Annotated in this window: 22 protein-coding genes; 8 read left to right on the top strand and 14 right to left on the bottom strand. The window is 50.1% G+C overall.

All coding sequences use genetic code 11. The features are described 5' to 3' along the window. Window positions 1–38: 38 nt before the first annotated feature. Window positions 39–1,943 (bottom strand): acyl-CoA dehydrogenase family protein, encoded by a 1,905-nt coding sequence (locus J5W02_RS01505; RefSeq protein ID WP_219963885.1) that lies wholly within the window; start codon window positions 1,941–1,943, stop codon window positions 39–41. 184 nt (window positions 1,944–2,127) lie between these two features. Further along, the gene (locus J5W02_RS01500) at window positions 2,128–2,538 is read right to left on the bottom strand and encodes an RrF2 family transcriptional regulator (protein WP_330659664.1); all 411 of its coding nucleotides are present in this window, start codon (window positions 2,536–2,538) and stop codon (window positions 2,128–2,130) included. Between the two features lie 219 nt (window positions 2,539–2,757). Here J5W02_RS01500 and J5W02_RS01495 point away from each other — a divergent pair, with 219 nt between their 5' ends. After that, window positions 2,758–3,204, top strand: a complete 447-nt coding sequence (locus J5W02_RS01495) for a flavodoxin family protein (RefSeq protein ID WP_219963884.1) — start codon at window positions 2,758–2,760, stop codon at window positions 3,202–3,204. A 91-nt stretch (window positions 3,205–3,295) separates the two neighbouring features. Here J5W02_RS01495 and cysK read toward each other — a convergent pair whose 3' ends face one another. Further along, on the bottom strand, window positions 3,296–4,228 hold the full coding sequence (gene cysK / locus J5W02_RS01490) for a cysteine synthase A (RefSeq protein ID WP_219963883.1): 933 nt from the start codon (window positions 4,226–4,228) through the stop codon (window positions 3,296–3,298). 241 nt (window positions 4,229–4,469) lie between these two features. Between cysK and J5W02_RS01485 the strand changes: the two genes are divergently transcribed. Further along, window positions 4,470–4,916: an RrF2 family transcriptional regulator gene (locus J5W02_RS01485; RefSeq protein ID WP_219963882.1), complete on the top strand. Its 447-nt coding sequence runs from the start codon at window positions 4,470–4,472 to the stop codon at window positions 4,914–4,916. 61 nt (window positions 4,917–4,977) lie between these two features. Here J5W02_RS01485 and crcB read toward each other — a convergent pair whose 3' ends face one another. The 10 genes from crcB to J5W02_RS01435 form a co-directional block, all read right to left on the bottom strand. Further along, a complete protein-coding gene (gene crcB / locus J5W02_RS01480) occupies window positions 4,978–5,355 on the bottom strand; it encodes a fluoride efflux transporter CrcB (protein WP_219963881.1) in 378 nt (125 codons plus the stop codon). 491 nt (window positions 5,356–5,846) lie between these two features. Beyond that, on the bottom strand, window positions 5,847–6,863 hold the full coding sequence (gene pta, locus J5W02_RS01475) for a phosphate acetyltransferase (protein WP_219963880.1): 1,017 nt from the start codon (window positions 6,861–6,863) through the stop codon (window positions 5,847–5,849). Between the two features lie 106 nt (window positions 6,864–6,969). Continuing rightward, complete coding sequence (locus J5W02_RS01470; protein ID WP_219963879.1) at window positions 6,970–9,543, bottom strand: PAS domain S-box protein; 2,574 nt, start codon at window positions 9,541–9,543, stop codon at window positions 6,970–6,972. A gap of 212 nt (window positions 9,544–9,755) precedes the next feature. After that, window positions 9,756–11,174, bottom strand: a complete 1,419-nt coding sequence (locus tag J5W02_RS01465; protein WP_330659644.1) for a sensor histidine kinase — start codon at window positions 11,172–11,174, stop codon at window positions 9,756–9,758. Beyond that, entirely contained in the window at window positions 11,149–11,841 is a 693-nt protein-coding gene (locus J5W02_RS01460; RefSeq protein WP_219963878.1) for a response regulator, read from the bottom strand. Before J5W02_RS01460 ends, J5W02_RS01465 begins: the two co-directional genes overlap by 26 nt. A gap of 99 nt (window positions 11,842–11,940) precedes the next feature. Beyond that, complete coding sequence (locus J5W02_RS01455; RefSeq protein WP_219963877.1) at window positions 11,941–12,084, bottom strand: LDCC motif putative metal-binding protein; 144 nt, start codon at window positions 12,082–12,084, stop codon at window positions 11,941–11,943. 20 nt (window positions 12,085–12,104) lie between these two features. Then, window positions 12,105–13,973, bottom strand: a complete 1,869-nt coding sequence (locus tag J5W02_RS01450; RefSeq protein WP_219963876.1) for an urease accessory protein UreH domain-containing protein — start codon at window positions 13,971–13,973, stop codon at window positions 12,105–12,107. Window positions 13,974–14,117: 144 nt separating this feature from the next. Continuing rightward, entirely contained in the window at window positions 14,118–14,669 is a 552-nt protein-coding gene (locus J5W02_RS01445) for a DUF2318 domain-containing protein (protein WP_219963875.1), read from the bottom strand. An 84-nt stretch (window positions 14,670–14,753) separates the two neighbouring features. Next, entirely contained in the window at window positions 14,754–15,293 is a 540-nt protein-coding gene (gene coaBC, locus J5W02_RS01440) for a bifunctional phosphopantothenoylcysteine decarboxylase/phosphopantothenate--cysteine ligase CoaBC (protein ID WP_219963874.1), read from the bottom strand. Beyond that, window positions 15,290–16,075, bottom strand: coding sequence for a phosphopantothenoylcysteine decarboxylase domain-containing protein (locus J5W02_RS01435; protein ID WP_219963873.1), 786 nt, complete (start codon window positions 16,073–16,075; stop codon window positions 15,290–15,292). The genes coaBC and J5W02_RS01435 overlap by 4 nt, the downstream gene beginning before the upstream one ends. A 222-nt stretch (window positions 16,076–16,297) precedes the next feature. On the opposite strand from J5W02_RS01435, the gene J5W02_RS01430 reads away from it, so the two are divergent. The 3 genes from J5W02_RS01430 to J5W02_RS01420 all read left to right on the top strand — a co-directional run bounded on the left by J5W02_RS01430 (window position 16,298) and on the right by J5W02_RS01420 (window position 19,020). Further along, window positions 16,298–17,299 (top strand): hypothetical protein, encoded by a 1,002-nt coding sequence (locus J5W02_RS01430; RefSeq protein ID WP_219963872.1) that lies wholly within the window; start codon window positions 16,298–16,300, stop codon window positions 17,297–17,299. Continuing rightward, the gene (locus tag J5W02_RS01425; protein WP_219963871.1) at window positions 17,296–18,054 is read left to right on the top strand and encodes a protein-glutamine gamma-glutamyltransferase; all 759 of its coding nucleotides are present in this window, start codon (window positions 17,296–17,298) and stop codon (window positions 18,052–18,054) included. The genes J5W02_RS01430 and J5W02_RS01425 overlap by 4 nt, the downstream gene beginning before the upstream one ends. A gap of 141 nt (window positions 18,055–18,195) precedes the next feature. Further along, window positions 18,196–19,020 carry an undecaprenyl-diphosphate phosphatase gene (locus J5W02_RS01420; RefSeq protein WP_219964414.1) on the top strand — a complete coding sequence of 275 codons (825 nt, stop codon included), beginning with the start codon at window positions 18,196–18,198 and terminating at the stop codon, window positions 19,018–19,020. Window positions 19,021–19,082: 62 nt separating this feature from the next. Here J5W02_RS01420 and J5W02_RS01415 read toward each other — a convergent pair whose 3' ends face one another. Further along, window positions 19,083–19,709 carry a flavodoxin family protein gene (locus tag J5W02_RS01415; RefSeq protein WP_219963870.1) on the bottom strand — a complete coding sequence of 209 codons (627 nt, stop codon included), beginning with the start codon at window positions 19,707–19,709 and terminating at the stop codon, window positions 19,083–19,085. Between the two features lie 444 nt (window positions 19,710–20,153). On the opposite strand from J5W02_RS01415, the gene cbiM reads away from it, so the two are divergent. Genes cbiM through J5W02_RS01400 form a run of 3 tightly spaced genes read left to right on the top strand, consistent with a single transcriptional unit; the run spans window position 20,154 to window position 22,755 of the window. Next, window positions 20,154–21,152, top strand: a complete 999-nt coding sequence (cbiM, locus tag J5W02_RS01410; protein ID WP_219963869.1) for a cobalt transporter CbiM — start codon at window positions 20,154–20,156, stop codon at window positions 21,150–21,152. Window positions 21,153–21,175: 23 nt separating this feature from the next. Next, on the top strand, window positions 21,176–21,964 hold the full coding sequence (locus J5W02_RS01405; RefSeq protein ID WP_219963868.1) for an energy-coupling factor transporter transmembrane component T: 789 nt from the start codon (window positions 21,176–21,178) through the stop codon (window positions 21,962–21,964). Between the two features lie 5 nt (window positions 21,965–21,969). Further along, window positions 21,970–22,755 (top strand): energy-coupling factor ABC transporter ATP-binding protein, encoded by a 786-nt coding sequence (locus tag J5W02_RS01400; protein WP_219963867.1) that lies wholly within the window; start codon window positions 21,970–21,972, stop codon window positions 22,753–22,755. The last annotated feature ends 73 nt before the right edge of the window (window positions 22,756–22,828 follow it).

The following is a 22,828-nucleotide window of genomic DNA, read 5'->3' as shown; positions in this document are numbered from 1 at the left end:
CCTTGATACAAATCATGGTTTCTCAGCTTTTCCGCTGGTCAGACTTCAATAAACTGGTCTTTTTCCTCGCCGCATTCCGGGCAGATCCACTCGTCCGGAATGGCGTCGAACAGGGTTCCGGGGCGTACATCGTTTTCCGGGTCACCCACGGCGGGATTGTATTCGTAACCGCAGCCGTTGCAAACGTAGGTGTGCCATGACGGTTTGACCTTCTTCGGTACGGCGCGTTTCATTTTCTTCATTGGTGGAGCGGGTTTCTTGTCTTCCCCGTTATCCAGAGCGGCACAGAGCAGCGGGAGAATTTCCAGCAGATCACCCACAATCCCGTAGTCGCAGTTTTTGAAAATAGGCGCGTTGGGATTGTTGTTAATGGCAACGATGGTCGTAGCGTCCTTAATGCCTTTCAGGTGCTGGCCGGCTCCGGAAATGCCGCAGGCTATGTACAGATTGCCGTTGAATTTCTGGCCCGACATCCCCACATACCGGTTCAAGGGCACATATTTCAGTGTTTCCGCCACCGGACGGGAGGAGCCGAGCGCGGCGCCCGCTTGAATGGCAAGGGCTTTTACCAATTCCATGTTTTCTTTTGCGCCGATTCCCTTTCCGGCACTCACCACCCGTTCCGCCTGAGCGATGGGCGTATCAATGTCGATGCCCACGGTAAAGTCATAACCATCCGCCTTTAAGGATTCCACCAGCGCGTTTACACGTTCCCCGGCGGTCCCCTCCTTCAGGATCATCTTTTTCCGCACACCGGTGACAGGGCCGTGCTGAGCGCTTGACGGAGCCGCATCTTTCGGCATCCTTCCAATAATATGAGAAGCGATCACCACCCGCTGAATCTCGTTGGTACCCTCGTAAATGGTGCAGATTTTTGCGTCGCGGTAGGCGCGCTCCACTTCCATCCCCTTGAGGTATCCGTTGCCGCCGAAAATCTGGAGAGCATCGTTCACGATTTCCAGACAGACATCGGAAGCGTACTGTTTGGCCATGGCGGATTCCATCCCATAGGGCTCGTGGTTTTCCTTCAGCTCGGCGGCACTGTAGACCAGCAGCCTGGCCGCGCGAAGCTTGGTAGCCATGTCGGCTAATTTGAAAGCAATAATCTGCTGCTGGCAGATGGGTCTGCCGAACTGGACGCGCTCCTTGGAATACTCCAGCGCGCTTTCGTAAGCACCCTGCGCAATGCCGAGCGCCTGCGCGGCGATTCCGATACGGCCGCCGTCCAAAGTGGACATGGCGATCTTAAAACCGTCCCCCTCTTTTCCTAAAAGATTTCCACAGGGAACCTTCACATCGTTGAAAACCAGCTCCGCAGTGGAGGAAGAGCGGATGCCCATCTTGTCATAGTGGTCGCCGAAAGTGAATCCCTCCCAGCCTTTTTCCACAATAAACGCGCTGATTCCGTGGGTGCCGATGTCCGGAGTGGTTATGGCAAACACCACATAGGTATCCGCTTTGTCGGCATTGGTAATAAAAATCTTTCCTCCATTTAAAACATAATGGTCGCCGTCCAGCACTGCGGTGGTTTCTGTTCCGCCCGCGTCACTCCCCGCGTTTTGTTCCGTCAGACCGAAAGCACCCAGCTTTTCGCCCTTGGCAAGCGGAACCAGATATTTCTGCTTCTGCTCCTCTGTACCGTAGGCAAAGATCGGCCACGAACCCAGTGAGGTGTGAGCCGAAAGAATAACGCCGGTACCGCCGTCCACCCGAGCCAGCTCCTCCACGGCAATGGCATAGCTGACCATGTCCAGCCCCGCACCGCCGCACTCTTTTGGATAGGGAATCCCCATCAGCCCCATCTGACCCAGTTTTTTTACAATCTCCTCGGGAAACTGGTTTTCCTTGTCCAGCAGGAACGCCAACGGCTTCACCTCAGACTCCGCAAACTCCCGGACTTTCGCACGGAGAGCTTCGTGATCTTCTGTCGTTTTAAAAGACATATTGACTCCTCCCTTTGATTAACCATTTATATTTCATTTTATGAATCAGCAATAAGATTTATCAAGCGGAACTCGCAATGAAATGCGGCAGGCCGGAAAATCAGACCCCCGCGAAACAGTTATACTTGACAAAGTTTATCCAGTTTTATCGTAAAAAAATGCCGCGCTGACCGAAGTACTTTTTTCACTCATCTTCCGCCTGAAGCAGCATCCGGTGCAGACTTACCGCGCGCAGCTCCGTGTCGAGAATTTCCTGTATTCGGAAAATTTGCCGATGAACCGTACAGGGAGTGCTGCATTTCTGCTGCCACGCACACTGAAATCCGGGCTGCATACAGGCACTAATCAGCTTTTCCGCGTCCATGATTTCCGTTAAGTCGTAAAGGCTTACGTTGTTCAGATCCGCCACTAGCCGGCAGCCCCCGCCAACCCCGCGTGTAATCTGAACCAAATTCGCGCGTTCCAGCTTCTTGAGTATTTTATATACAAATTGCTGCGGAAGCAGTTCCCGCTTGCAGATGTCCCCGGTGGTAACCTGTTCTCCGCTTGCCATCGCCCGCAAAATACGCAGCGCGTAATCCGTTTCTCTGGTAATCAGCAGTTGAAACCCCTCCGCTCCAAAAAATGGAAGTTTTGTTCTTTGTCAACAGTGTAGCATTCTGGACATAAATTGTCAAGTTTATATCCGGATTTTTCTTTGCAAAACAGAATAAACTGCTTTTACATATTTTTTCCTTGGGGGATATTGCAACTCCCGGATTATCATACTATCATAGATACAAGTCATATGATTACACTGCCAGGAGGGATTCCCTTGAAAAAATGTCTGATTGTTTACGACTCTTATCATCACGGCAACACAGAAAAAATCGCCTCCGCCATGGCGGGAGCTTCCGGCGCTGAGCTCTGCAAAGCGAGCGAGGTCAAGGATAAAAATCTTTCGGAATACGAAATCGTTGGATTCGGCGCAGGTATCGACAAAGGAAAACATTACAGCGGACTGCTGAACGCAGTAGAAGGACTCAGCCTCAGCGGCAAAACCGTCTTTGCATTTTCCACAAGCGGAAGGGGCGGAACCGGCAGCCACGGCGCGCTCCATAAACTTTTGGAAAAGCGGGGCGCCGTCATAGCCGGTGACTTTGGCTGCAAGGGATTTGACACATATGGGCCGTTAGCCCTGATCGGCGGCATTTCCAAAGGGCACCCAAATGACAAAGATCTGGAGGACGCCAAAAACTTTGTTCTGAAAATGGTCAAATAAAACTGAAAAGATTCTCCCGGTAAGCTGTACCGGGTGACAGCGGAACAGGCCGGGCAGTCGACGACTGCCCGGCCTGTTCTGTTTTGAGCGGTTATTCCGCAAAAAGAGGGGTGGATAAATATCTTTCCCCGGTATCCGGCAAAAGCACCACAATTGTTTTCCCGGAATTTTCCGGACGTTTTGCAAGCTCTGCGGCGGCCCACAGTGCCGCGCCGGAAGAAATGCCGACAAGCAGGCCCTCCGTTTTAGAAAGCTCTTTTCCGGTCTGGAAAGCATCCTCATTTTTCACTTTGATAATTTCATCATATATGCTCGTGTTCAGCACCTTGGGAACAAATCCGGCGCCGATCCCCTGAATTTTGTGGGGTCCGGCTTTTCCCTCGGAAAGAACCGGGGAATCAAACGGCTCCACGGCAACCACCTTCACATTGGGATTCTGGGATTTGAGGTATTCCCCGGTTCCCGTAATCGTGCCGCCGGTCCCGATTCCCGCAACAAAGAAGTCAACCTTGCCCTCGGTATCCTGCCAGATTTCCGGTCCGGTTGTAAGCCTGTGCGTCTGGGGGTTGGAGGGGTTTACGAACTGGCCGGGAATAAAAGAATGCGGAATTTCTTTGGCAAGCTCATCCGCCTTATCAATCGCGCCCTTCATTCCTTTGCTGCCGTCGGTCAGGACAAGCTCCGCGCCGTAAGCCTTTAACAGATTGCGGCGTTCCATACTCATTGTCTCCGGCATGGTGAGAATCACGCGGTATCCCCTGGCGGCAGCGACACAGGCAAGACCAATGCCGGTATTTCCGCTGGTTGGCTCAATGATGACGGAATTCGGCTTCAAAAGCCCCTTCTCCTCCGCATCGTCGATCATAGATTTTGCGATTCTGTCCTTGACGCTTCCAGCGGGATTAAAATACTCCAGCTTTGCAACGACTGCCGCTTTCAAATCATGTTTTTTTTCAAAGTTTGAAAGCTCCAGCAAAGGGGTGTTCCCTATGAGATCGGTCAGGCTATGATAAATTTTTTGCATTTACAAAAGACCTCCATTTAAACGATTTATATAATTTCATATATGTTTAATATATAAACAGTTTAGCCTGAAGGAGCCACCTTGTCAAGTGCGGTAAAGATATTCCTCGCGGGAACCTGACCGAAAATCTTTCACAGGCATTGCGGCAAACAGGAAAATCCGCGCTCCTCTTGACGAATTCCTTCTTTCAAGATATGATAAATAGGTATTATAAAATTTTTATCTTTAAAAGGAGAAACCCATGAGAATTTCTTCAAAAGGAAGATACGGACTGGCCGCCATGATTACCATGAGTCAAAATTATAACGCCAATGAATGCATTACGATTGTGAGCATATCGGAAAAACTGGGAATTTCCAAAATTTATTTGGAGCAGGTGTTTTCCCTGCTGAAAAGAGCCGAACTGGTGATTGCCGTCAAAGGAGCGCAGGGCGGGTACAAGCTCGCAATGCCCCCACAAAAAATAAACGTGTATGAAATTCTGCGGGCGCTGGAACAGTCTCTGTTTGAAAAAACGGAAGAATCGGTGGAAAAGAAAGCCCCGGTTATGGAGCAGTCCATGCAGCAATGTGTTTTTTCCGTAATTGATGCCGCAATCGAGGCGGAACTGAAGAAAATTTCGCTTTACGACATTGCGGACGATGTGGACAAGCGAACGCAGGAAGCCGGATTTATGTTCTATATTTAGAAATCAGACCCGAAAAGGCGTATTTCAACGTCTTTTCGGGTCATTTTTTTACAAATCAATCTCACAGCATCCGGGCAACCGCTTTTCCGGCCCAGCAGGCAGCCAAAGCAAGACATAGATTCAGCCCGGCGTTTGCTCCGCCTAACAGATATTTCCCATCCGACAGCATGGAAACCGTTTCGTAGCTGAAAGTGGAAAAGGTTGTCAGCCCACCCATAATTCCGGTGGTCAAAAAAATGCGGACATGAGCGGGAACCGGCCAGGAACCCTCGCTGATCTCCATAATAAAACCGATTAAAAATCCGCCCAAAACATTGACAATTAATGTGCCCAGCGGAAAATTCCCCAAATATTTAGCCGTTGCGTCGGAAATCATATATCGCAGCATTGCGCCGAGTGATCCGCCCAAACCGACAATCAGAATTTTATCCCATTTCAAATATGAATACCCACCTTACAGAAATAATGACAGCTTCCGCTTTCCTGTTTGAAGGCAGAAGCCGTCAGCTTTGCTTTGTGAAGAGACTTTCCCTGATTTATTATAGAATAAACCGCCAAACTGTTTTTGTAAAAATAGCATTAAGCCAAACAAACTGATTTTCTTGTTTCCGCTCTATCGTCTTATCGCGATTCCGTATTGAAAAATATATGGAAATTCTTAAAATTTTCAAGTTAGCTTCACCATAAATACACATAATATGCCTATACTATAATCATCGCAAATACATTTGGCATCCCGGTCTTTGATTGTGGCGAATCGTCAGGGCAAGGGCCGGAAAAGTAATTACAAGTACCTCAGATGAGGGTTCCAATATCTTTTTCATATTTCTCTTCTTTCTTAGAATACCGCCCGTAAAAAGGCGGTATTTTTCTGCGCAAAAAGGCCGCGCGTAAAACGCGCGGCCTCCAGTATTCTGTATTCTTGTAAACTCAGGACTGAGCCTGTGCCTGCACCGCCGTCATGGCGACAACACCGACGATGTCCGTTGCGGAGCAGCCCCTGGACAGGTCGTTGACCGGCTTTGCAATTCCCTGCAGCACCGGTCCGAAAGCTTTTGCTTTACCCAGTCTCTGCACCAGCTTATACGCAATATTGCCGCAGTTCAGGTCCGGGAATACGAGAACGTTCGCCTGACCGGCCACGCTGCTTCCCTTTGCCTTGGACTGGCCCACGCTCGGAACCAGCGCAGCGTCCGCCTGCAATTCGCCGTCCAGTGTGAGTTCCGGCGCTTTTTCCTTTGCCAGTCTGGTCGCTTCCACTACTTTTTCCACCAGTTCATCCTTGCCGCTTCCATAAGAGGAGAAAGAAAGCATGGCAACCTTCGGCTGAGCACCGACCATTTCTTTAAAGGACTTCGCCGAAGCGATGGCGATTTCGGAAAGCTCGTCCGCGTTCGGGTTGATATTGAGCGCACAGTCGGCAAATACAAAGTTGCCGTTGCTGCCGTATTCACAGTCCGGAACGGAAAGGACGAAAAAGCTGGAAACGAGCTTGACGCCGGGTGCGGTTTTAATGATCTGCAGCGCCGGGCGGATGGTATCCGCCGTGGAGTGCGCCGCACCGGAAACCATTCCGTCCGCGTCACCTTTCTTAACCATCATCACAGCCCAGAAAACAGGATCGGACATAATTTTTTCGGCCTGCTCCAAAGTGATGCCCTTTGCTTTTCTGAGCTCGTAAAATGTATGAATATAATCCTCCCGGCTGGAAGAAGTCAGGGGATCAGCAAACTGTGCTTTGGAAAGATCCAGACCCGCGGCCTGCGCTTCAATTTTCGCTTTATTGCCGACAAGAATCAGGTTGGCAATTCCTTTTTCCAGAATTTCCGCAGCGGCCTGCAGGGTTCTCATATCGTCGCTCTCCGGCAGGACAATCGTCTTTTTTGTCTGTTTTGCTCTTTCAATAATACTTTCGATAAATTCCATGCTTATCACCTTTCTGCTCATTGATAATATTTCTTTTTCACTATAGCACTCATATCCCGATATTACAATCCCCCGTATCCGCACTTTTATAAAGAAACCGGCCGCGCGAAAACGGCCGGTTCCTCTTTTAAGCAAATGGATACTCATTCATTGTTTTGACAAAAAGCTCGACAATGTAAGGATCAAACTGCGTCCCAGCGTTTTGCTCCAGTTCCGAAATGGCTTCTTCATGCTTCAGCGCTTTGCGGTATACCCTGTCGTTTGTCATTGCGTCATAGGCATCTGCAACAGCTAAAATACGACACTGTACCGGAATATTGTCCCCGCTGATGCCCCTTGGGTAACCCTTTCCGTCCCAACGCTCGTGGTGGGAAAGAATGTACTCCGCCACCACCATCAATTCCGGAGTATTCTGCGCAATGCGGTATCCGATTTCGGGATGACGTCTCATTTCCTCCCACTCCTCCGGCGTGAGCGGGCCCGGCTTCTGCAGAATGTTCTGATTAATCCCCACTTTGCCGATATCATGCAGAATAGCCAGAAGCGAAAGCTCGCTCATCTCTTCTTCAGAGAATTTAAATTCGGAACCGATGGCACGGCAGGTGTCCCTCAGCCGTTCCGCGTGCTCCTCCGTTTCCATGCTCTTTTCATACAGAGTGGCAAGCAGAGTATTAATAATGCTGTTCCGGTAGCTTTTCCCTTCCAGAAGCTTCTGATGGTACATGCTTTCCTCCGCTTCCTGAAGCACGCGCTGCAAAGACTCCTCCGGGTTTGTTTTTACCGCGCAGCCCAGTGCAACACTCAGGTGTAACTCACCCTCGCTGGCAGGGGCAAACTGGCTCTTCATTTTCTGAATGGTTTCCTGTGCCGCCTCCATGGTGGTATTTGGCTGCAAAATCAGAAACTCGTCCCCGCCCCATCTGGAAATCACATCATCTCTGCCGCAGTTGCTCATCAAAATGTGCGCGGCTTTCTGTAAAAGTCTGTCCCCCGCCTCATGGCTGAAAACATCGTTGGTTATCTTCAGCCCGTTGACATCCCCCATGATGACCGCCAAGGGCAGCCGGGACGGCTCGTCCAGCAGTTCCATTTCCCTTTCCAGAAAACGGCGGTTATAAAGGCCCGTCAGCGGATCGTGGTAGCTGAGGAAAAGAATCTGCTCCTGCTGCTCCTTGTCCTTTGTCACATCACGAAAAACCATCACAACGCCGAAAGTCTGTCCGTTTTTGTTTTTGATCGGTGCGGCGCTGTCCGCAATGGGGACGGGAATTCCCTGCTTGTTGATTAGTACGGTATGATTTGCAAGACCGATAATCTTGCCCGTCAGCAAAACCTTGGAAACCGGATCCTCCACCGGTTTTCCCGTTTCCTCGCTTTTCAGCTTAAAAATATCTTTAAAGGGATGGTTTTTTACTTCCTGATCGCTCCACCCGATAATCTCTTCCGCGGCCTTGTTCAGGGAAGTAATCCTTCCGATAATATCCGTCGTGACCGTTCCGTCACCGATAGATTCCAGCGTAGTACTCAGCAGTTCTTTTTCAAAATACAGATCCTCCCGGTATCTTTCTCGGTCCGTTACATCAAAAATAATGGAAAAGAGCTGTGTCTGCCCCGCATACCTGATTGGGGAGGAATAAACATCCACCAGCCGGATTTGCCCGCTTTTCAGGCGGTGCGGGAAAAGAAAATACCGTTTGTTGCCGTTCAGCGCCAACGAACGGCGCTTTTCCACCTCTTCTTTCGGCATCACATTGATTTCATGGATGTCCATCGTAAGAAGCTCTTCCCGGGAGTATTCGTAAAACGTGCAGGCCGCCGGGTTTGCGTCCAGTATTTTCCCTGTTTCCGGTTCAATAATCATCATCACGGCCGAGTGCTCATTAAACATGGATTCCAGTCGCAGCAAAAGCTCGTCCCGGTCTTTTTCCATCTTTTTCAGCTCGGTGACATCTTTTCTTGACCCAACCAGATATTTCGGCGCCCCATTTTCATAAACAGGAGTCAAACTGGTCAAAAAATAAGTATCGCCGTGATTCAGCACCAGCTTTTCTTCGTAGGTCTTATTGATCCCGGACATCATGCTGTGAAGATAGGTTTCCTGAATTCCCGGTCCGATCTCTGTCCCCCACACTTCAACGGGTGTTTTCCCCTGTATATCCTGAGGGCGGAACCCGGAAAGCTTTTGATGGGCGCTGTTCAGGCGAATATAATTTAATGTTTCGTCTTTGTACTCCGCCAGAAACATCGCGTCATGGGTACTGTTGAAAATAATATCCAGATCGCGATAAGCCGTTTCAATCTGCTTTGTCTGTTTTTTCAGCTGGTGCAGGTTCTGCATTTCCGCAGTAACGTCCTGAAAAATGGTGACAAAGTATTCCTCCTGAAGAGAAAACGCCGTGACCTTAAACCATTTCTGAAAAATATCGATAAATTGTGTGGTTTCACGCGTCTCTCCTGTGGAAACCGCATCCGCATAAAATGCTGTCCAATGAAAGCTGCCTGCCTTTACACCGGCAAATACTTCCGTTGCTTTCTTTCCGATAACGGAGCCTTTCAAAAGCCCCGTCATCTTTTCAAAAGCGCTGTTCACATCAAGAAACAAGGAATCCTCCGCTTCACCCCGCCCGTTGAGAAGCAACCGGTGGAATGCATAGCCAAACGGGAGCCGCCTTAGTAAAACCTGCATAAATTGATCCGTCATCTTCAACAGTCCTTTCGCGTAGCGGTTGGCACAAAGGGATACGTTTGCGGATGAAAAATAGAATTAGGAAAATTATACCATTAAATAGATATGTTGAAAAGACAAGTCGAAAAATAAATACTTATCGTATTATCTGAAAATTAAAGGGGGAATTTGTCATAAATTCCAAGAATATTGTTGCGGCCGAACAACTACCCGGTTTGCAGCTGTTTTCAGTCTTTTGGCAGGGTAACTGTAAAGGTTGTCCCCCTGTCAACCTCGCTCACCACTTCAATGGTTCCGCCGTGGGCGTCCACAATGGCTTTTGTGATGGTAAGCCCCAATCCAAGCCCGCCGGTCCTCCTGTTGCGTGACCGATCTGCCCGGTAAAACCGCTCAAAAATATACGGAAGGTCTTCGGGCGGAATTCCTTTGCCTGTATCGGCTACGGACAGCTCCGCGCCGCGCTCCGATTCCTGTACGCTCACGCTCACATTCCCGTCTTCCGGGGTGTATTTCAGCGCGTTGGAAACCAGGTTGGTAATGACCTGAGTGATTTTGTCCCTGTCCGCCTGAACGGTCACGGACTTTCCCTCAAAATGCAGGGCGATGCCTTTTTTGCGAAATTCCGATTCAAAATTATTCAGAATCAACTGGCTGATCCCGGAAAGATCAAACACGCTGATCGTAAGAGAAGCATTCTCCGCTTCATACCGTTCCAGTTTTTCCAGATCGCCGACCAGACGGTTCAGCCGGATGATTTCCTCGTGGCAGCTCTCCAGCCTTTCTTCGCTGGGCTCCCAAATTCCGTCTAGCATCGCTTCCATAGAGCTTTGCAGATTTGCCAGCGGTGTGCGCAGTTCGTGCGCGACGTCGGCAGCCATTCTCTTTCGTAAATCCTGCTGCTTTTCCAAGGAATCCGCCAGATGGTTGATCGTATCCGTCAGCTGCGCCATTTCCCTTGTTCCGGAACTTTCCGTTATTCTCTGCTGAAAATTCCCTTTTGCAATCTGCCCCGCGGCACGGATGGACTTGGAAATCGGCCCGCTTACCCGCTTTGCCATAAACGCGCCTAAAATCAGCGCCATAATCAGCGACAAAACACCAACTGCAATCAGGATGGAGTTGAGACTGTTTAAAAAAGCGATGTCGTTGTCTGTAAAATAATAAGGGCCGTAATACCCCAGTTCCGCGTGACCGACCTCCTGCCCTCCGGATTTCAAAGAATACGTTTTCTGCTCGTACCCACCCTTGAAACCGGGATAGCGGCTGTTCATATTTTCGGACATATGGGTAAGCATCTGCACACAAAGGCCGTTGTTGTGGACGGTGGCATCCCAGACCGTTTTCCCTTTTGCATCCTTCAGCCGGACAATGACCCCCTGTTCCAGCGCACTCACGCCGATATTTTCAATGGTGCCGGTGTTCCATCCGCCGTTCAGTCCATTGTACTGTTTTTCAATCATACTGACGATTTCGGTGTTTTTTTGTTCACGCTCTTTGATGACATAGTCCTGAAACCGGCTCTGCAGAAGAACATTGATACAAAAGCTGATGAGGGCGACCATCAAGAGGGACATCACCGCATAGGAAAACGACAATTTTGACTTTAAACTGTATTTCAGCTCAATCACCTCCGAACTTATAGCCAACCCCGTGAACCGTCAGAATATACTTCGGATTTTTCGTGTCCGTTTCGATCTTCTGGCGAATATTTTTAATATGAGTGTCGATGACCCGGTCGAATCCGTTGAAATCATCACCGCTGACAATGGCGATCAGCTCCTCGCGGGTAAATACCTTGTTCGGATGCCTGGCCAGCGCACAGACAATTTTAAATTCATTGGGGGTGAGTCCCACTGGCCGGCCGCTCAGCAGGACGTCGTACCCGTCCATATCCACGGTCAGCTCTCCCCCGCGAAAAGAGAGAATCGGAGCGGAATCGCTTTCCGTTCTGCGTAAAACCGCCTCTACCCTTGCCACAAGCTGACGGGGGCTGAACGGTTTGGTCACATAATCATCTGCACCGATCTGCAGTCCGCGAAGAATATCCTCTTCCTCCACCTTCGCGGTCAGCATGATAATGGGAACATCCGATTTCTGCCGCAGTGTCCGGCAGATTTCTTCCCCCGTCGTGTCGGGAAGCATCCAGTCAAGAATGATTAAGGACGGTTTTTCCCTTCCAAAGCTTTCGTAGGCTTCTTTCCCGCTGAAAACTCCCCGTACGGCAAATCCATCCTTCTCAAGGTAGGATTTGACAACCTCCACAATTTTCGGTTCATCGTCCACAATTAAAATCCGCTTTGCGTTCCGGCTCACAGGCTTTTCCCTCCAATGACAAAAGCCCCTTTTTCAAAAAGGAGCCTGCCGTTTTGATTATTATACCACGATTGCTGAAAAATTCCGTAATCATGTATGTTATTTTCGGGTGTTGTTCTGGGTTTGACTGTTCATCTTGCAGCAATCCGGAACACCGCCGCCGAACTGCTTCTGGTTTTCCTTTGCCATCCGATCCAAGGAGCGCTTAAAAGAAGCTTTCATCCGTTTAAAAATTCTTAGCATTCAAATTCCTTCTTTCCTGATTATCCGCAGCAGCCTGAACCGCCGCTCGCGGGAACATAATTCTGTACTTCGGCTTTGATCGCATCCAGATCCGCCTTGCTCAGGTCGTCAACCACCTTCACATAGCCATGGAGCATTCCCATCCCGCACTGGAAAGTGAAATCCTGCACGGGCGTAATCAGCGGCGTTTCCTTATCCGAATTCAAATCCAGCTGACCGCCGTACTCGGGGAAAGCAACAAGATAGTTGCAGGAATTCAGCCGGGCGGTGTCGAATTTGATTCTGGCCGGAATTCCTTTTTGCAGGACAACGACGGCGGGAGTATAGCCCTGGTCGTCCACTTTGACGGTCACCTCCTGCTCTTTGCCGCTGATTTTGGCAACACCGATGCTGTCAGTCGGAACGCCGCCGTTCGCAAATCTCGCGGGGGTGTTGCCACAGCACCCGCCCGCGGAAAGCGCGCCTGACAGAGGGTTGGAGTCCTGCCGGACGTCCTGCGGGTTGATATTGGCAAGGTCGTCCACGACCGTAATATTGCTGCGAATCATCCCCATCCAGCAGGTATAGGTGATATTGCCGGTCTCCTGCGGGGTGAATTCAATTTCGTTATCGCCCGGCTCCAGCGTTTTGGTCAGATTGTACTGTGGGATGGTGATCGTTCTGTTGCAGCCGTTCAGCGAATCCGCGTCGGCCTTGATCGTCCATTTTACGGGCACGCCCTTCTGCACGACAAGCGGGCTGTAGCTGCCGGACTGCAGCGTGGTGGATACGGTCTGCACATTGTTTTCGATTCTGGCAACATTGTCCGCCCCGGCCGCCGAAGCGGAGACACCGGGAAACCCGATTCCCGACAGGGCAAAGCCGCGGTTCAGCATGACAATACCCAGAAGCATTACCAGAACGGCGCTGGCCTTCATCATTTTATGAGTAAATTTACTGCTCAGGAAAGAGCTGAGCGCACCGAAGCCGAACATCAGCGGCACCGTACCGAGGCTGAACACAAACATGGACAACGCGCCCGCCAGGATACTCCCCGTGCCGAGGGCGTAAATCTGCATAGCCTGCAGCGGGCCGCAGGGCATCAGCCCGTTCAGGAGCCCCACATAGAACGGTCCGCGTTTTCCCTGATTGCGGTAAATTTTGCTGCCGACGAACTTGGGCATCCGTGGGACAAATCGCCGCAGCCACGGAAACAGGTCGAGCATATTCAGACCCATAATCACCATAAATACGCCGGACAGAATCGCGACGATTCCCTTTGCCGTTCCGGAGAAACTGACAACGGAACCCAGACCGCCGACAACACCGCCCACAACCGTATAGGAAAGCACTCTGCCCGCGTTATACATCAGGCTGGGTTTCAGCTTCGCCCATTTTCCCGTTTCGTTTTCGCCGTACCGGTAAGAAACGCACTGCGAAAGATTGATTCCGCCGCACATTGCCACACAGTGCAGAGAAGTAATCAGACCGACCACAAACAGAATGCCGTACCCCATGTTCTGGGAAACTTCCGGAATAAAATTCAGACCGACTGTATTTTGAATAATCAAATAGCCCGCAAAGAGGAGCAGCCCGATTCCAATCAGCTGGCTGACGAATTTTTTGTCAGCCATACCTTCCGGCTTTTCTTTTACAGCGCTTTCTTGATTCCCGCTCTTTGGAGTTTGGCCGTCTATTACATGATAATCCAGCTTCTCGATTTCCTCAATGATTTTTGACAGGCTGATGATTTCCGGGTCGTAAACGACGGTGGCTGTTCCGCTGCCGTAACTTGCTGAAGCCTTTTCCACACCGGAAAGCCCGCCGAGTGTGCTTTCAATTTTCAGAGCACAGTTCGCACATGTCATCCCATCTATGTTCAGTGTTTTTTGCGCCAGCTTCCGTTCCATATCATTTCTCCCGTTTCATAATCTTGTATTTGCATCCTATCAGCCCGCTGTGAAGATTTTATGAAGATGCGGCCTGAATTTTACCGGAAACGCCCGGTACCAGAAAAGCAGAACCGCCTGCCGGCGATTCTGCTCCTTGACGCATCATTTTTTCCAATTTTCAAACAAAGCTTTGCTCTGCTGCAAATAATCTTTTGAAACGGTAATCGTCGTGCCGTCGTCCGTTTTGCTGTCATCCAAAATCGGCACGGGATTGCAGCCGTTTTTCTGTTTTTCTACCTGACTGATCTGAAAGCGGTTGCCGCAGTTCTGGCAGACAAGCTCGTCGCCCTCCTGCACATAGTACCCCCTGCCGGAATCATAGCAGACCTGACAGGTATTCAGCGCTGTTCTGACGGTGCCGTCAGGCGCTTTCACGGCAATCAGCTCCATGCTGGTTCCGTCGGCGTTATAGGGAATAAATTTCGCTGTTTCGGTAATTTCGCTTTTTGTAATCTGAACATCCGAGCCCGTCTGTGCCGTACCGACAGAGGCCGCTCCGGACGGAGAATCCGTTTTAGGTGCGCTCAGTCCTTTAAAAAGGAAAAAAGCGGCGGCAGCAAGGACCAGAAGGCCGATGCTGATAAAAAGAGTCTGATTGCTTTTTTTCTGCACGGCTGGTTTCCGGCCGGGCGCAGATTTTGAAAATTTAGCCATTTTATGCACTCCTCTGATCTGTTTTGGCTTCATTCTATCAACAGATTGTGGAGAAGTTATGAAGATGGAATGGAACGTGAAACGTTACGGATTGACCGCGGCGTTTACCGCATTACAGATATCGTCCAGATCGGCGAGCGCGCCTTTTCCAAGGGTTCCGCACGCGAGAAGGCTTTCCTTCGGCTCTATAAACTGATATCCGTATTTTTTCAATTTTGCAATATTATCCTGCACAATAGAATTTTCCCACATATTTGTGTTCATCGCCGGCGCAATCAGCACCGGTTTATTCTTGACGGCCATCACCGTGGTGGAAAGCATGTCGTCCGCAATGCCGGAGGCAATTTTCCCGATGATGTTGGCGGTAGCGGGAGCGATCAGCACAACGTCCGCTTTGGTCGCGAGGGAGATATGCTTGATTTCATGCGGAAAATCGTCCTGAAACACATCCGTATACACGCGGTTCTGCGTCAGGCTGCGGAAGGTGAGCGGCGTGATGAATTTTGTGGCGCCGTTGGTGAGGATTACCTCTACCTCATATCCCTGTTTATAAAAGCGGTGAGCCAGATCGGCGGCTTTATACGCCGCAATGCTTCCGGTCACTCCCAATATCATGCTTTTCATTTCTTAACCTCCATCAGCTTTTTCAGTACACTGTCCGCAACGCCCTTCGCAATCTGTTCCTTACCGGAATACGCCGTATAGTTTCCGCTTTCATCCACAAGGAATCCTTCGTGGTTTCCTTTCTCAATGGAATCCATATCATTGGCAAGAACGTAAGTGCAGCGGTTTTTTTTCAGCTGATGATACGCCGTATCGATCAGCACTTTTCGGCTTACCCCGCTGAGCAGCTTAAACCCGACCAGAAGAGTTTGGGGACTGGCGTCTTTGATCAGGCCGATAATTTTCGGTGTTTTTTCGAGTACCAGCGCCGGATGTTTCAGGTCGGAGCTGATTTTGTGTTTCGCGCTGATCGGACTGGAAAAGAACGCTTCTCTGACCGCCTGCTCCCACTCTTTTTCTGTATGCGGGGCCGCGGCAGAACGGAATTTTTCCGCAAGCGCGTTCGCAATCTGTTCCGGTGTGGTCACGCAGCTTACCTTATAGTCGCTTACCGCCATGGAATGAATCACCGCGCTGATCTTTTTCTCTTTCAAAAGGCCGATCAGCGTTTCCTGCAGACTGTCCGTCCCCTCAATGGGAATGACGCGGATGTTCCCGTCCTGTGTATTGGGAAGACAGGAACCCGTGCCGCAAAGATAATAGACGGTATGTTCCTGCCCGGCCAGCCTGCTGTTCAGTTCATCCGCAATCAGGCTGCCCAGTTTACCGGTCGCCTCGTTCGCGATGGTACGGACCGCGTCGATCCTTTCCCGCGTACCGCCCGCGGTAACAATGAAATTCAAGCGCTCACATCCTTGTTAATCCATATAAATTTACTATGGATTTAATGTATATGATTTTGCAAAATTTGTCAACCGCTGTAGGGCTATCGGGGTACCGTATTAGAATTCTTCTTTTTTTACCGTTTACTCCATCAATCGCAGAAACCAAAAACACGCTTTCAAAATATTATGGAAGGAAGGCCCCGAGGGGCTATTCCGTATATGGAAAGAAGCGCGATAAAGATGAATTCGGGCAATAACGGTTCCACAGGCTATCTGGACCGTATCAGACGCGCGCGGGGAGCGAACTTCTGCAAAAACACCCTTCTGAGAACGGAAAGGGGCAACCGGCAAACCGCCGTCAGACTCATCAACGACGACCGGCTGCTCTTTGCGACCCTGTTTGTCCTGCAGCCGGAAATCAGGGAGCGCGGCCTGTACCGGGAGCTCAGTGGGCGCAACCGCACAGCGCTGAACATATGTCAAAAAATCATGAGCGCAAAGTATCCGTCGGACGGAACGGGAAGCGAAATTTCCTTAAAAAGCGAGGAAGTCCATTCCGCGATGCTCTGGATGCTCAACACCGGGGCAGCGGACGACGGGCTGAGCAGCGATTTTGACCAGGTACTGGACATTACCGCGTCCGTGCTGGTTAAAACACACCACGAAAAAACGGTTCTGCCGGTCATGGCGGATTTAATTTTCCGCCGCAACCGCAGGGGAGTCTACAATCACGACATGGTCTGGGCGTTCTTTCAGGCGCGTGACCCCCAGTCGCTCAGACTCCTTGCGTCAAGGCTGCGTTCGCCCAGCAGAAAGGATGTGGAGCTGGCGCGCCTGCTGCTGAATATTCCGGAAAACACGCCGCTCAACACGAACAGAGACAAGCAAAAGCAGTACGAGGACTACCTTGCATGGCTCGATGAAAACAGCCCCTACGTCTATTTCACAGGGGAAAGTCTTCAGCTGACCAACGCGCCCTGTGTCTGCGGGGTAAATCAGGAGGCAAAGTACCTTTGTAAGGATATCTCTCCCCGCTACAACAGACCGCTGACGCCGCTGACCGAAGAAGAGCTGGCCAATCTGGAACAGTTCCACGAAGCCAAAGGAGAGGAGCAGGCCGTTCTCGCCACCTTTTCCAGCAGCCTGCATTCTCAGAATCAGTCGTCTTGGAGCCAATGGATGCAGTATCCGGTCGGCAGACAGATTGACATCGCCAAGTATGGCCGGAGGGAACTGGTATGATTGTGATAGCAGGAAATACGGTTCAGCCGGACAGTGTGGGAGAATACGCGCCGGGCGGCGTGGAAAAAGCGATTCTTGACCAGCTTGCGGCCAACGGAAACAACACCTACGACTCTGTGGATCAGCTGAAATTTGAGCTGACACTGCGCAAGGAAATCATGGAAGCCTCTAAACAGCTTTACCGGAGCGGAATGGGATTTGAAATTTTCCGCGAAACCCGGTGCAACCCGGACTATTGGAAAAGGACGGAGGAAGGCGGTTTCCTGCTGAAAAGCGGCGTGAAACCGTCCAAAGCGATTATGGATATCTACGAAAACGGCTCCAAGTACGGTACGGAGTGCGCGACCGCGATGATGATCGTTTATTACAAAGCTCTGCTGACCGTTTTCGGAGATACTCTGTTTGACAAGACCTTCCCGAAAATCGAACTGATGAACTGGCACCACATTGACCCGCTTCTCCGTGAAGTGGGCTATATCGTGAAAAGAGACGTCTATCTGCCGGGGGACCGCCGGTACTTTGCGAATCCGGATGTAGACCCGCTGGTTCCGCAGTGGCAGGGAGAAAACGTCATTGACCTTGGCGGAGATCAGTATTACGGGCACGGAATCGGCATCCGCAGCGCTGAACAGATTATCCGCGCACTTAACCAAAATCGGAGCGAGGACGCGGACGAAGAAGCCCATCTGCTCGATTCGGCCGGAAGGCCCAATTTCAAGCGGCTTTACGGGATTTCCCGCCGTGCCGCCGCCTGACATCCCTGCTTAGACTCAGCGCCGCCCCGTAAAAACGCGGGACGGCGCTTTAATTTGCTTGTATTTGACAGATAAGTATTTTATAATAGAAAACAATCGGGCTTTACGCCCCGATAAATACTTAAGATTTGAGTGATAACAGTGGTCTTAATCGATATTTTGAAAGCTTTTCTTCTCGGAATTATAGAGGGCCTGACCGAGTGGCTGCCAATCAGCAGTACCGGCCATATGATTCTGGCGGATGAATTTATCAAACTGAACATAACCCCCGCGTTTAAGGAAATGTTTCTGGTAGTCATTCAGCTCGGTGCCATTATGGCGGTCGTCGTACTGTATTTTCATAAGCTGAATCCCTTTTCCCCCAAGAAGACCGCAATCCAAAAAAGGGAAACGGTTGACCTGTGGCTGAAGGTAATCGTTGCCTGTCTGCCTGCCGCTGTTGCCATTCCGTTTAACGATCAGATTGACAAAATCTTTTACAACTATCAGACCGTGGCCGTGACCCTGATTCTCTACGGAGTACTGTTTATCGTGATCGAAAACCGCAACCGGAACAAGAGACCGGCCATCCGCAATTTCTCTCAGTTCACCTATAAAACGGCCTTTTTTATCGGGATCTTTCAGATTCTGGCGCTGATCCCCGGCACATCCCGTTCCGGGGCCACTATTATCGGCGCTATGCTGATCGGGACCTCCAGAAGCATTGCGGCAGAGTTCACCTTTTTCCTTGCGATTCCCGTGATGTTCGGAGCAAGCCTAATCAAGATGCTGAAGTTCGGGTTCGCCTTTACCCCCGCGGAAGGGATGATTTTAGCAACCGGAATGATTACGGCGTTCCTCGTTTCCGTCTTTGCCATCAAGTTCCTGATGGGCTACATTAAAAAGCATGACTTCAAAGCGTTCGGCTATTACCGGATTGTTCTGGGACTCGTGGTTATTCTGTATTTCCTGCTGGCGGGGAAATAATCTTATAAAAAATTGCCTGTTCCCTTTCGGTACAGGCAATTTTTATGATTGTTTACGCGAGCTTACCGGATAAAATTCGTGATCTGCGGCTCTTCCGGTTCCGGAAGCGAAACTCCCGCCTGTTTTCCGGCCTCAATGGATTTTAAAAGCCAGGCCATGTTTCTGCCCAGCGTCCTCATGGTCTGCAGCCCCTCCAGATCCTGCCGCACTTCCTCCGGCGTGTTGCCGTGTACCATATTCCAGTACTGAGAAGAAACAACGGGCATGCTGGAAATTGTAAAATATTTATTCAGCTGGTCAAACGCAGCCGTTGCGCCGCCGCGGCGGCAGCTGACAACGGACGCGCCCGGCTTGTACTTCAGAACGGTTCCGGCGTAGAAAAACCGGTCCAGAAAAGAAGTCATCATTCCGGATGCCGACGCGTAATGAACGGGGGACCCGAAAATGAAGCCGTCCATATCCTTTGCTTTTTCCAGCGCGGCGTTTACGGGGTCATTGCCGAACACGCATTTGTTGCCTTTGTTCTTTTTGCAGAAGCCGCAGCTGACACAGCCACGGATCGGCTGCTGGCCGACCTGAAAAATCTCGGTCTCAACGCCCGCTTTTTCAAGTTCCCCGGCGACCTCGCACAAAGCCGTGTAAGTGCAGCCTTTTTCGTGTGGACTTCCGTTGATTAACATGACTTTCATTGTGAACCCTCCGTACTGTTTGTATTTTCAATAATTCCCCGCATCCGGCGGAGAATACCTATCACAATTGCCGCGGAAACAGCGTTGCCAAAAGGCGACCAAACCGGGCCGATTACAGCAACCGGCCCGGTTTGATCTGCACACAGGAATACAGACTGATTTTTGGAAACGCAATACGTCAACGATCTATTCCAATTAGATTATGTTCTCTGAAAAACATCTTGTCAATAAAATAATGAGGAATTTTGAAATATTTCTTCTCCGCTTTTTAGATGCCCCGCCGAGCCCCAATTGACAAACGCCTTCCCCTGTGATATTATTACAGATATTGTAAGTCATGAAGGCTTACACCTGACATTTTTTTATTGAATGTAATGAGCTCAAGAAGCAACTACTGAAGTAGTTTCTTTTTGGGTTATTTTTTTGTGATTGAGAGGTAACAACATGCATATTCCTGACAATTATCTGAGTCCTTCCACCTGCGCGGCTCTGGGTGCGGCGGTAGCTCCCGTGTGGGCGCTTTCCGTAAAAAAGGTAAAAAAAGAAATTACAAAGGCAAAGATGCCTCTTCTGGGGATCGGCGCTTCCTTCTCCTTTCTGATGATGATGTTCAATGTTCCTCTTCCGGGCGGTACTACGGGTCACGCGGTCGGCGGAACCCTTCTTGCGATTCTGTTGGGGCCGTTTTCGGCGTGTATTTCCGTTTCGGTGGCACTGCTGATACAGGCTTTGTTCTTTGGGGACGGCGGAATCCTTTCATTCGGCGCAAACTGCTTCAATATGGCATTTGTTCTTCCTTTTGTCGGATATTTTGTTTATAAATTCATCAAAGACAGAGTGCGCACCGAAAAAGGCGAGTTTATTGGAATTGCCGTCGGTTCGTACATAGGCATCAACGCTGCCGCGCTCTGCGCCGCCATTGAATTCGGAATCCAACCGCTTCTGTTCAAAGACGCGGCGGGTCACGCCCTGTACAGTCCGTACCCCCTGTCTGTTTCCATCCCGGCCATGCTGATTCCCCATCTGCTCGTTGCCGGCGTTGTGGAAGCGGTATTTACCGTTGCTATTTTCGCATTCATTAAAAAGGTTTCTCCGGGCACAATCTATGAAGGAGCAAAAGAAAAAAGCAAGGCCATTTACGGTCTGCTCGCCGCTCTGATTCTGATGACACCGCTCGGCCTTCTGGCCACCGGCACCGCATGGGGCGAGTGGGGCGCCGACGAAATTCAGGAGGTTGTCTCCAACGGTCAGGCACTTGGCTTTATTCCACAGGGGATGCAGAACGGATTCAGCTTTGAAGCGATGATGCCCGACTACTCGGTCGGCGGAATCCCCGAAATAGCGGGATATATTCTTTCCGCGGTAGCAGGCGTTGCCCTTCTGCTGATTTTATTTAAAATTATTTCTTCGCTGAAAAAAGCCAACCACAGCGTTCACGAATAAACTTTGGAAGGAACTCGTAAGATATGCCCGAATGGCTGCTGAAGGATGAAAATTATCAACCGCTTCCCGACAGGGATACTTTTATTGATAAAAGTATCCTCTCCCTGCTGCGCATCCTTTCGCGCATCCGGGCACAAAGCGGCTACACCGGCGGAAAGCACAGCGTACATGCGGTCTATAAGGTGGCCTGTACGTTTCTGCTGATTGTGCTGCTTTCCGTTTCCAGAAACATCTGGTTTCTTGCCGCCGTCGGGGCTTATCTGCTGGCAGCTTTAAGCCTGATGTCCGCCGACAGGATTATCCGGGTCATAAAAGCGGGCCTGATTATTTCTTTTTTCTCATTTCTGATTCTTCTGCCCGCATTTTTGATGGGGAACCGGTACAGCCCTGTGATGATTCCATTAAAAACGCTGGCAACCGTCACGGCGGTCGGGATTCTGTCCCACACTACCGGATGGCACGCCGTTACCGGCGCGCTGAAAAGCTTTTTTATCCCGGATATTTTTATTTTTGTTCTGGACATTACCATCAAGTATATCGTCATGCTTGGCGAGCTGTCTCTGGATCTGTTTTATTCGCTGAAATTAAGATCGGTCGGGAAAAACGTCGAAAAATATTCCTCTCTTTCAGGGATTGCCGGAACGATGTTCCTGAAATCGAAGGAAATGGCGGAGGATATGTACTCCGCGATGGAATGCCGGGGATTTACCGGCAGTTACCGTGTACGCCGGCGTTTTCGCTTTACCCCAGCAGATTTTCTTTATATCGTGGTTCATATTTTGTTAATCACCATTTTTGTATATTTAGGATGAAATCAATGATTGAGTTAAACGATGTCTCATACTCCTATGAGGGAATCCCCGCGCTGAAGCGCGTCAGTCTGCGGATAGAAAAAGGGGAATCCGTAGCCCTGATGGGAGTCAACGGAAGCGGCAAGTCCACCCTTTTAAAGCTTTTGAACGGCATTATCTTTCCCGACACGGGGGAATACCTTTTCGGCGGAGAAAGTATTACGCAGAAAAAAATGCAGGACGCCGTATTTTCCAAGCACTTTCATCAGCGGGTCGGCTTTGTTTTTCAGAACTCAGACACACAGCTGTTCTGCTCCGACGTATATGACGAAATTGCCTTTGGCCCGCGTCAAATGGGCATGGAGGAAACGGAAGTGGAAAAGCGTGTGGAAGATTGCCTCGCGCTTCTGAGCATTCAGAATTTTCGCCACCGCCAGCCGTATCATCTGAGCGGCGGTGAAAAAAAGAAAGTGGCCATTGCCTGTGTGCTGGCGCTCAACCCGGAGGTTCTTGTTTTTGATGAACCGCTGAACGGACTGGACCCGCGGACGCGGCGATGGTTCGTCTCTTTTCTGATTCAGCTGCACAAAGCCGGGAAAACGCTCATTTCCTCCACACATGATCTGGAGATGGTTCAGGAAATCGCCACCAGAGCGGTGCTGTTTGATGAAAAACACACCGTTGCCGCAGATAAACCGGCACAGGAGCTTCTGGAAGATATTGACCTTTTGAAAAAAGTGAATCTGATTGATGAATTTTATCATAAGCATCCGGGTGCCGGGCACCAGCATTTTCATATTCATCCGTTTTGACGGATTTCATTTTCTGCGAACTCTTTCCAGCTGATATTTTACATTTTTACGGATAAAATATCTGTTGGAAAGG

This window comes from Caproiciproducens faecalis, from assembly GCF_019448085.1.
In the GTDB taxonomy this organism is placed as follows: Bacteria; Bacillota; Clostridia; order Oscillospirales; family Acutalibacteraceae; genus Caproiciproducens; species Caproiciproducens faecalis.
This window is presented reverse-complemented; position numbering and strand designations above follow the sequence as displayed.

Coding starts and splice junctions, on each gene's coding strand:
- J5W02_RS01485 (WP_219963882.1), top strand. CDS start 4,470: ATGAGAATTTCTTCAAAAGGAAGATACGGACTGGCCGCCATGATTACC.
- J5W02_RS01450 (WP_219963876.1), bottom strand. CDS start 13,973: ATGGAACGGAAGCTGGCGCAAAAAACACTGAACATAGATGGGATGACA.
- J5W02_RS01425 (WP_219963871.1), top strand. CDS start 17,296: ATGATTGTGATAGCAGGAAATACGGTTCAGCCGGACAGTGTGGGAGAA.
- cysK (WP_219963883.1), bottom strand. CDS start 4,228: ATGCAAAAAATTTATCATAGCCTGACCGATCTCATAGGGAACACCCCT.
- coaBC (WP_219963874.1), bottom strand. CDS start 15,293: ATGAAAAGCATGATATTGGGAGTGACCGGAAGCATTGCGGCGTATAAA.
- J5W02_RS01400 (WP_219963867.1), top strand. CDS start 21,970: ATGATTGAGTTAAACGATGTCTCATACTCCTATGAGGGAATCCCCGCG.
- J5W02_RS01455 (WP_219963877.1), bottom strand. CDS start 12,084: ATGCTAAGAATTTTTAAACGGATGAAAGCTTCTTTTAAGCGCTCCTTG.
- cbiM (WP_219963869.1), top strand. CDS start 20,154: ATGCATATTCCTGACAATTATCTGAGTCCTTCCACCTGCGCGGCTCTG.
- pta (WP_219963880.1), bottom strand. CDS start 6,863: ATGAGCAGAAAGGTGATAAGCATGGAATTTATCGAAAGTATTATTGAA.
- J5W02_RS01505 (WP_219963885.1), bottom strand. CDS start 1,943: ATGTCTTTTAAAACGACAGAAGATCACGAAGCTCTCCGTGCGAAAGTC.
- J5W02_RS01415 (WP_219963870.1), bottom strand. CDS start 19,709: ATGAAAGTCATGTTAATCAACGGAAGTCCACACGAAAAAGGCTGCACT.
- J5W02_RS01430 (WP_219963872.1), top strand. CDS start 16,298: ATGAATTCGGGCAATAACGGTTCCACAGGCTATCTGGACCGTATCAGA.
- J5W02_RS01445 (WP_219963875.1), bottom strand. CDS start 14,669: ATGGCTAAATTTTCAAAATCTGCGCCCGGCCGGAAACCAGCCGTGCAG.
- J5W02_RS01405 (WP_219963868.1), top strand. CDS start 21,176: ATGCCCGAATGGCTGCTGAAGGATGAAAATTATCAACCGCTTCCCGAC.
- J5W02_RS01470 (WP_219963879.1), bottom strand. CDS start 9,543: ATGACGGATCAATTTATGCAGGTTTTACTAAGGCGGCTCCCGTTTGGC.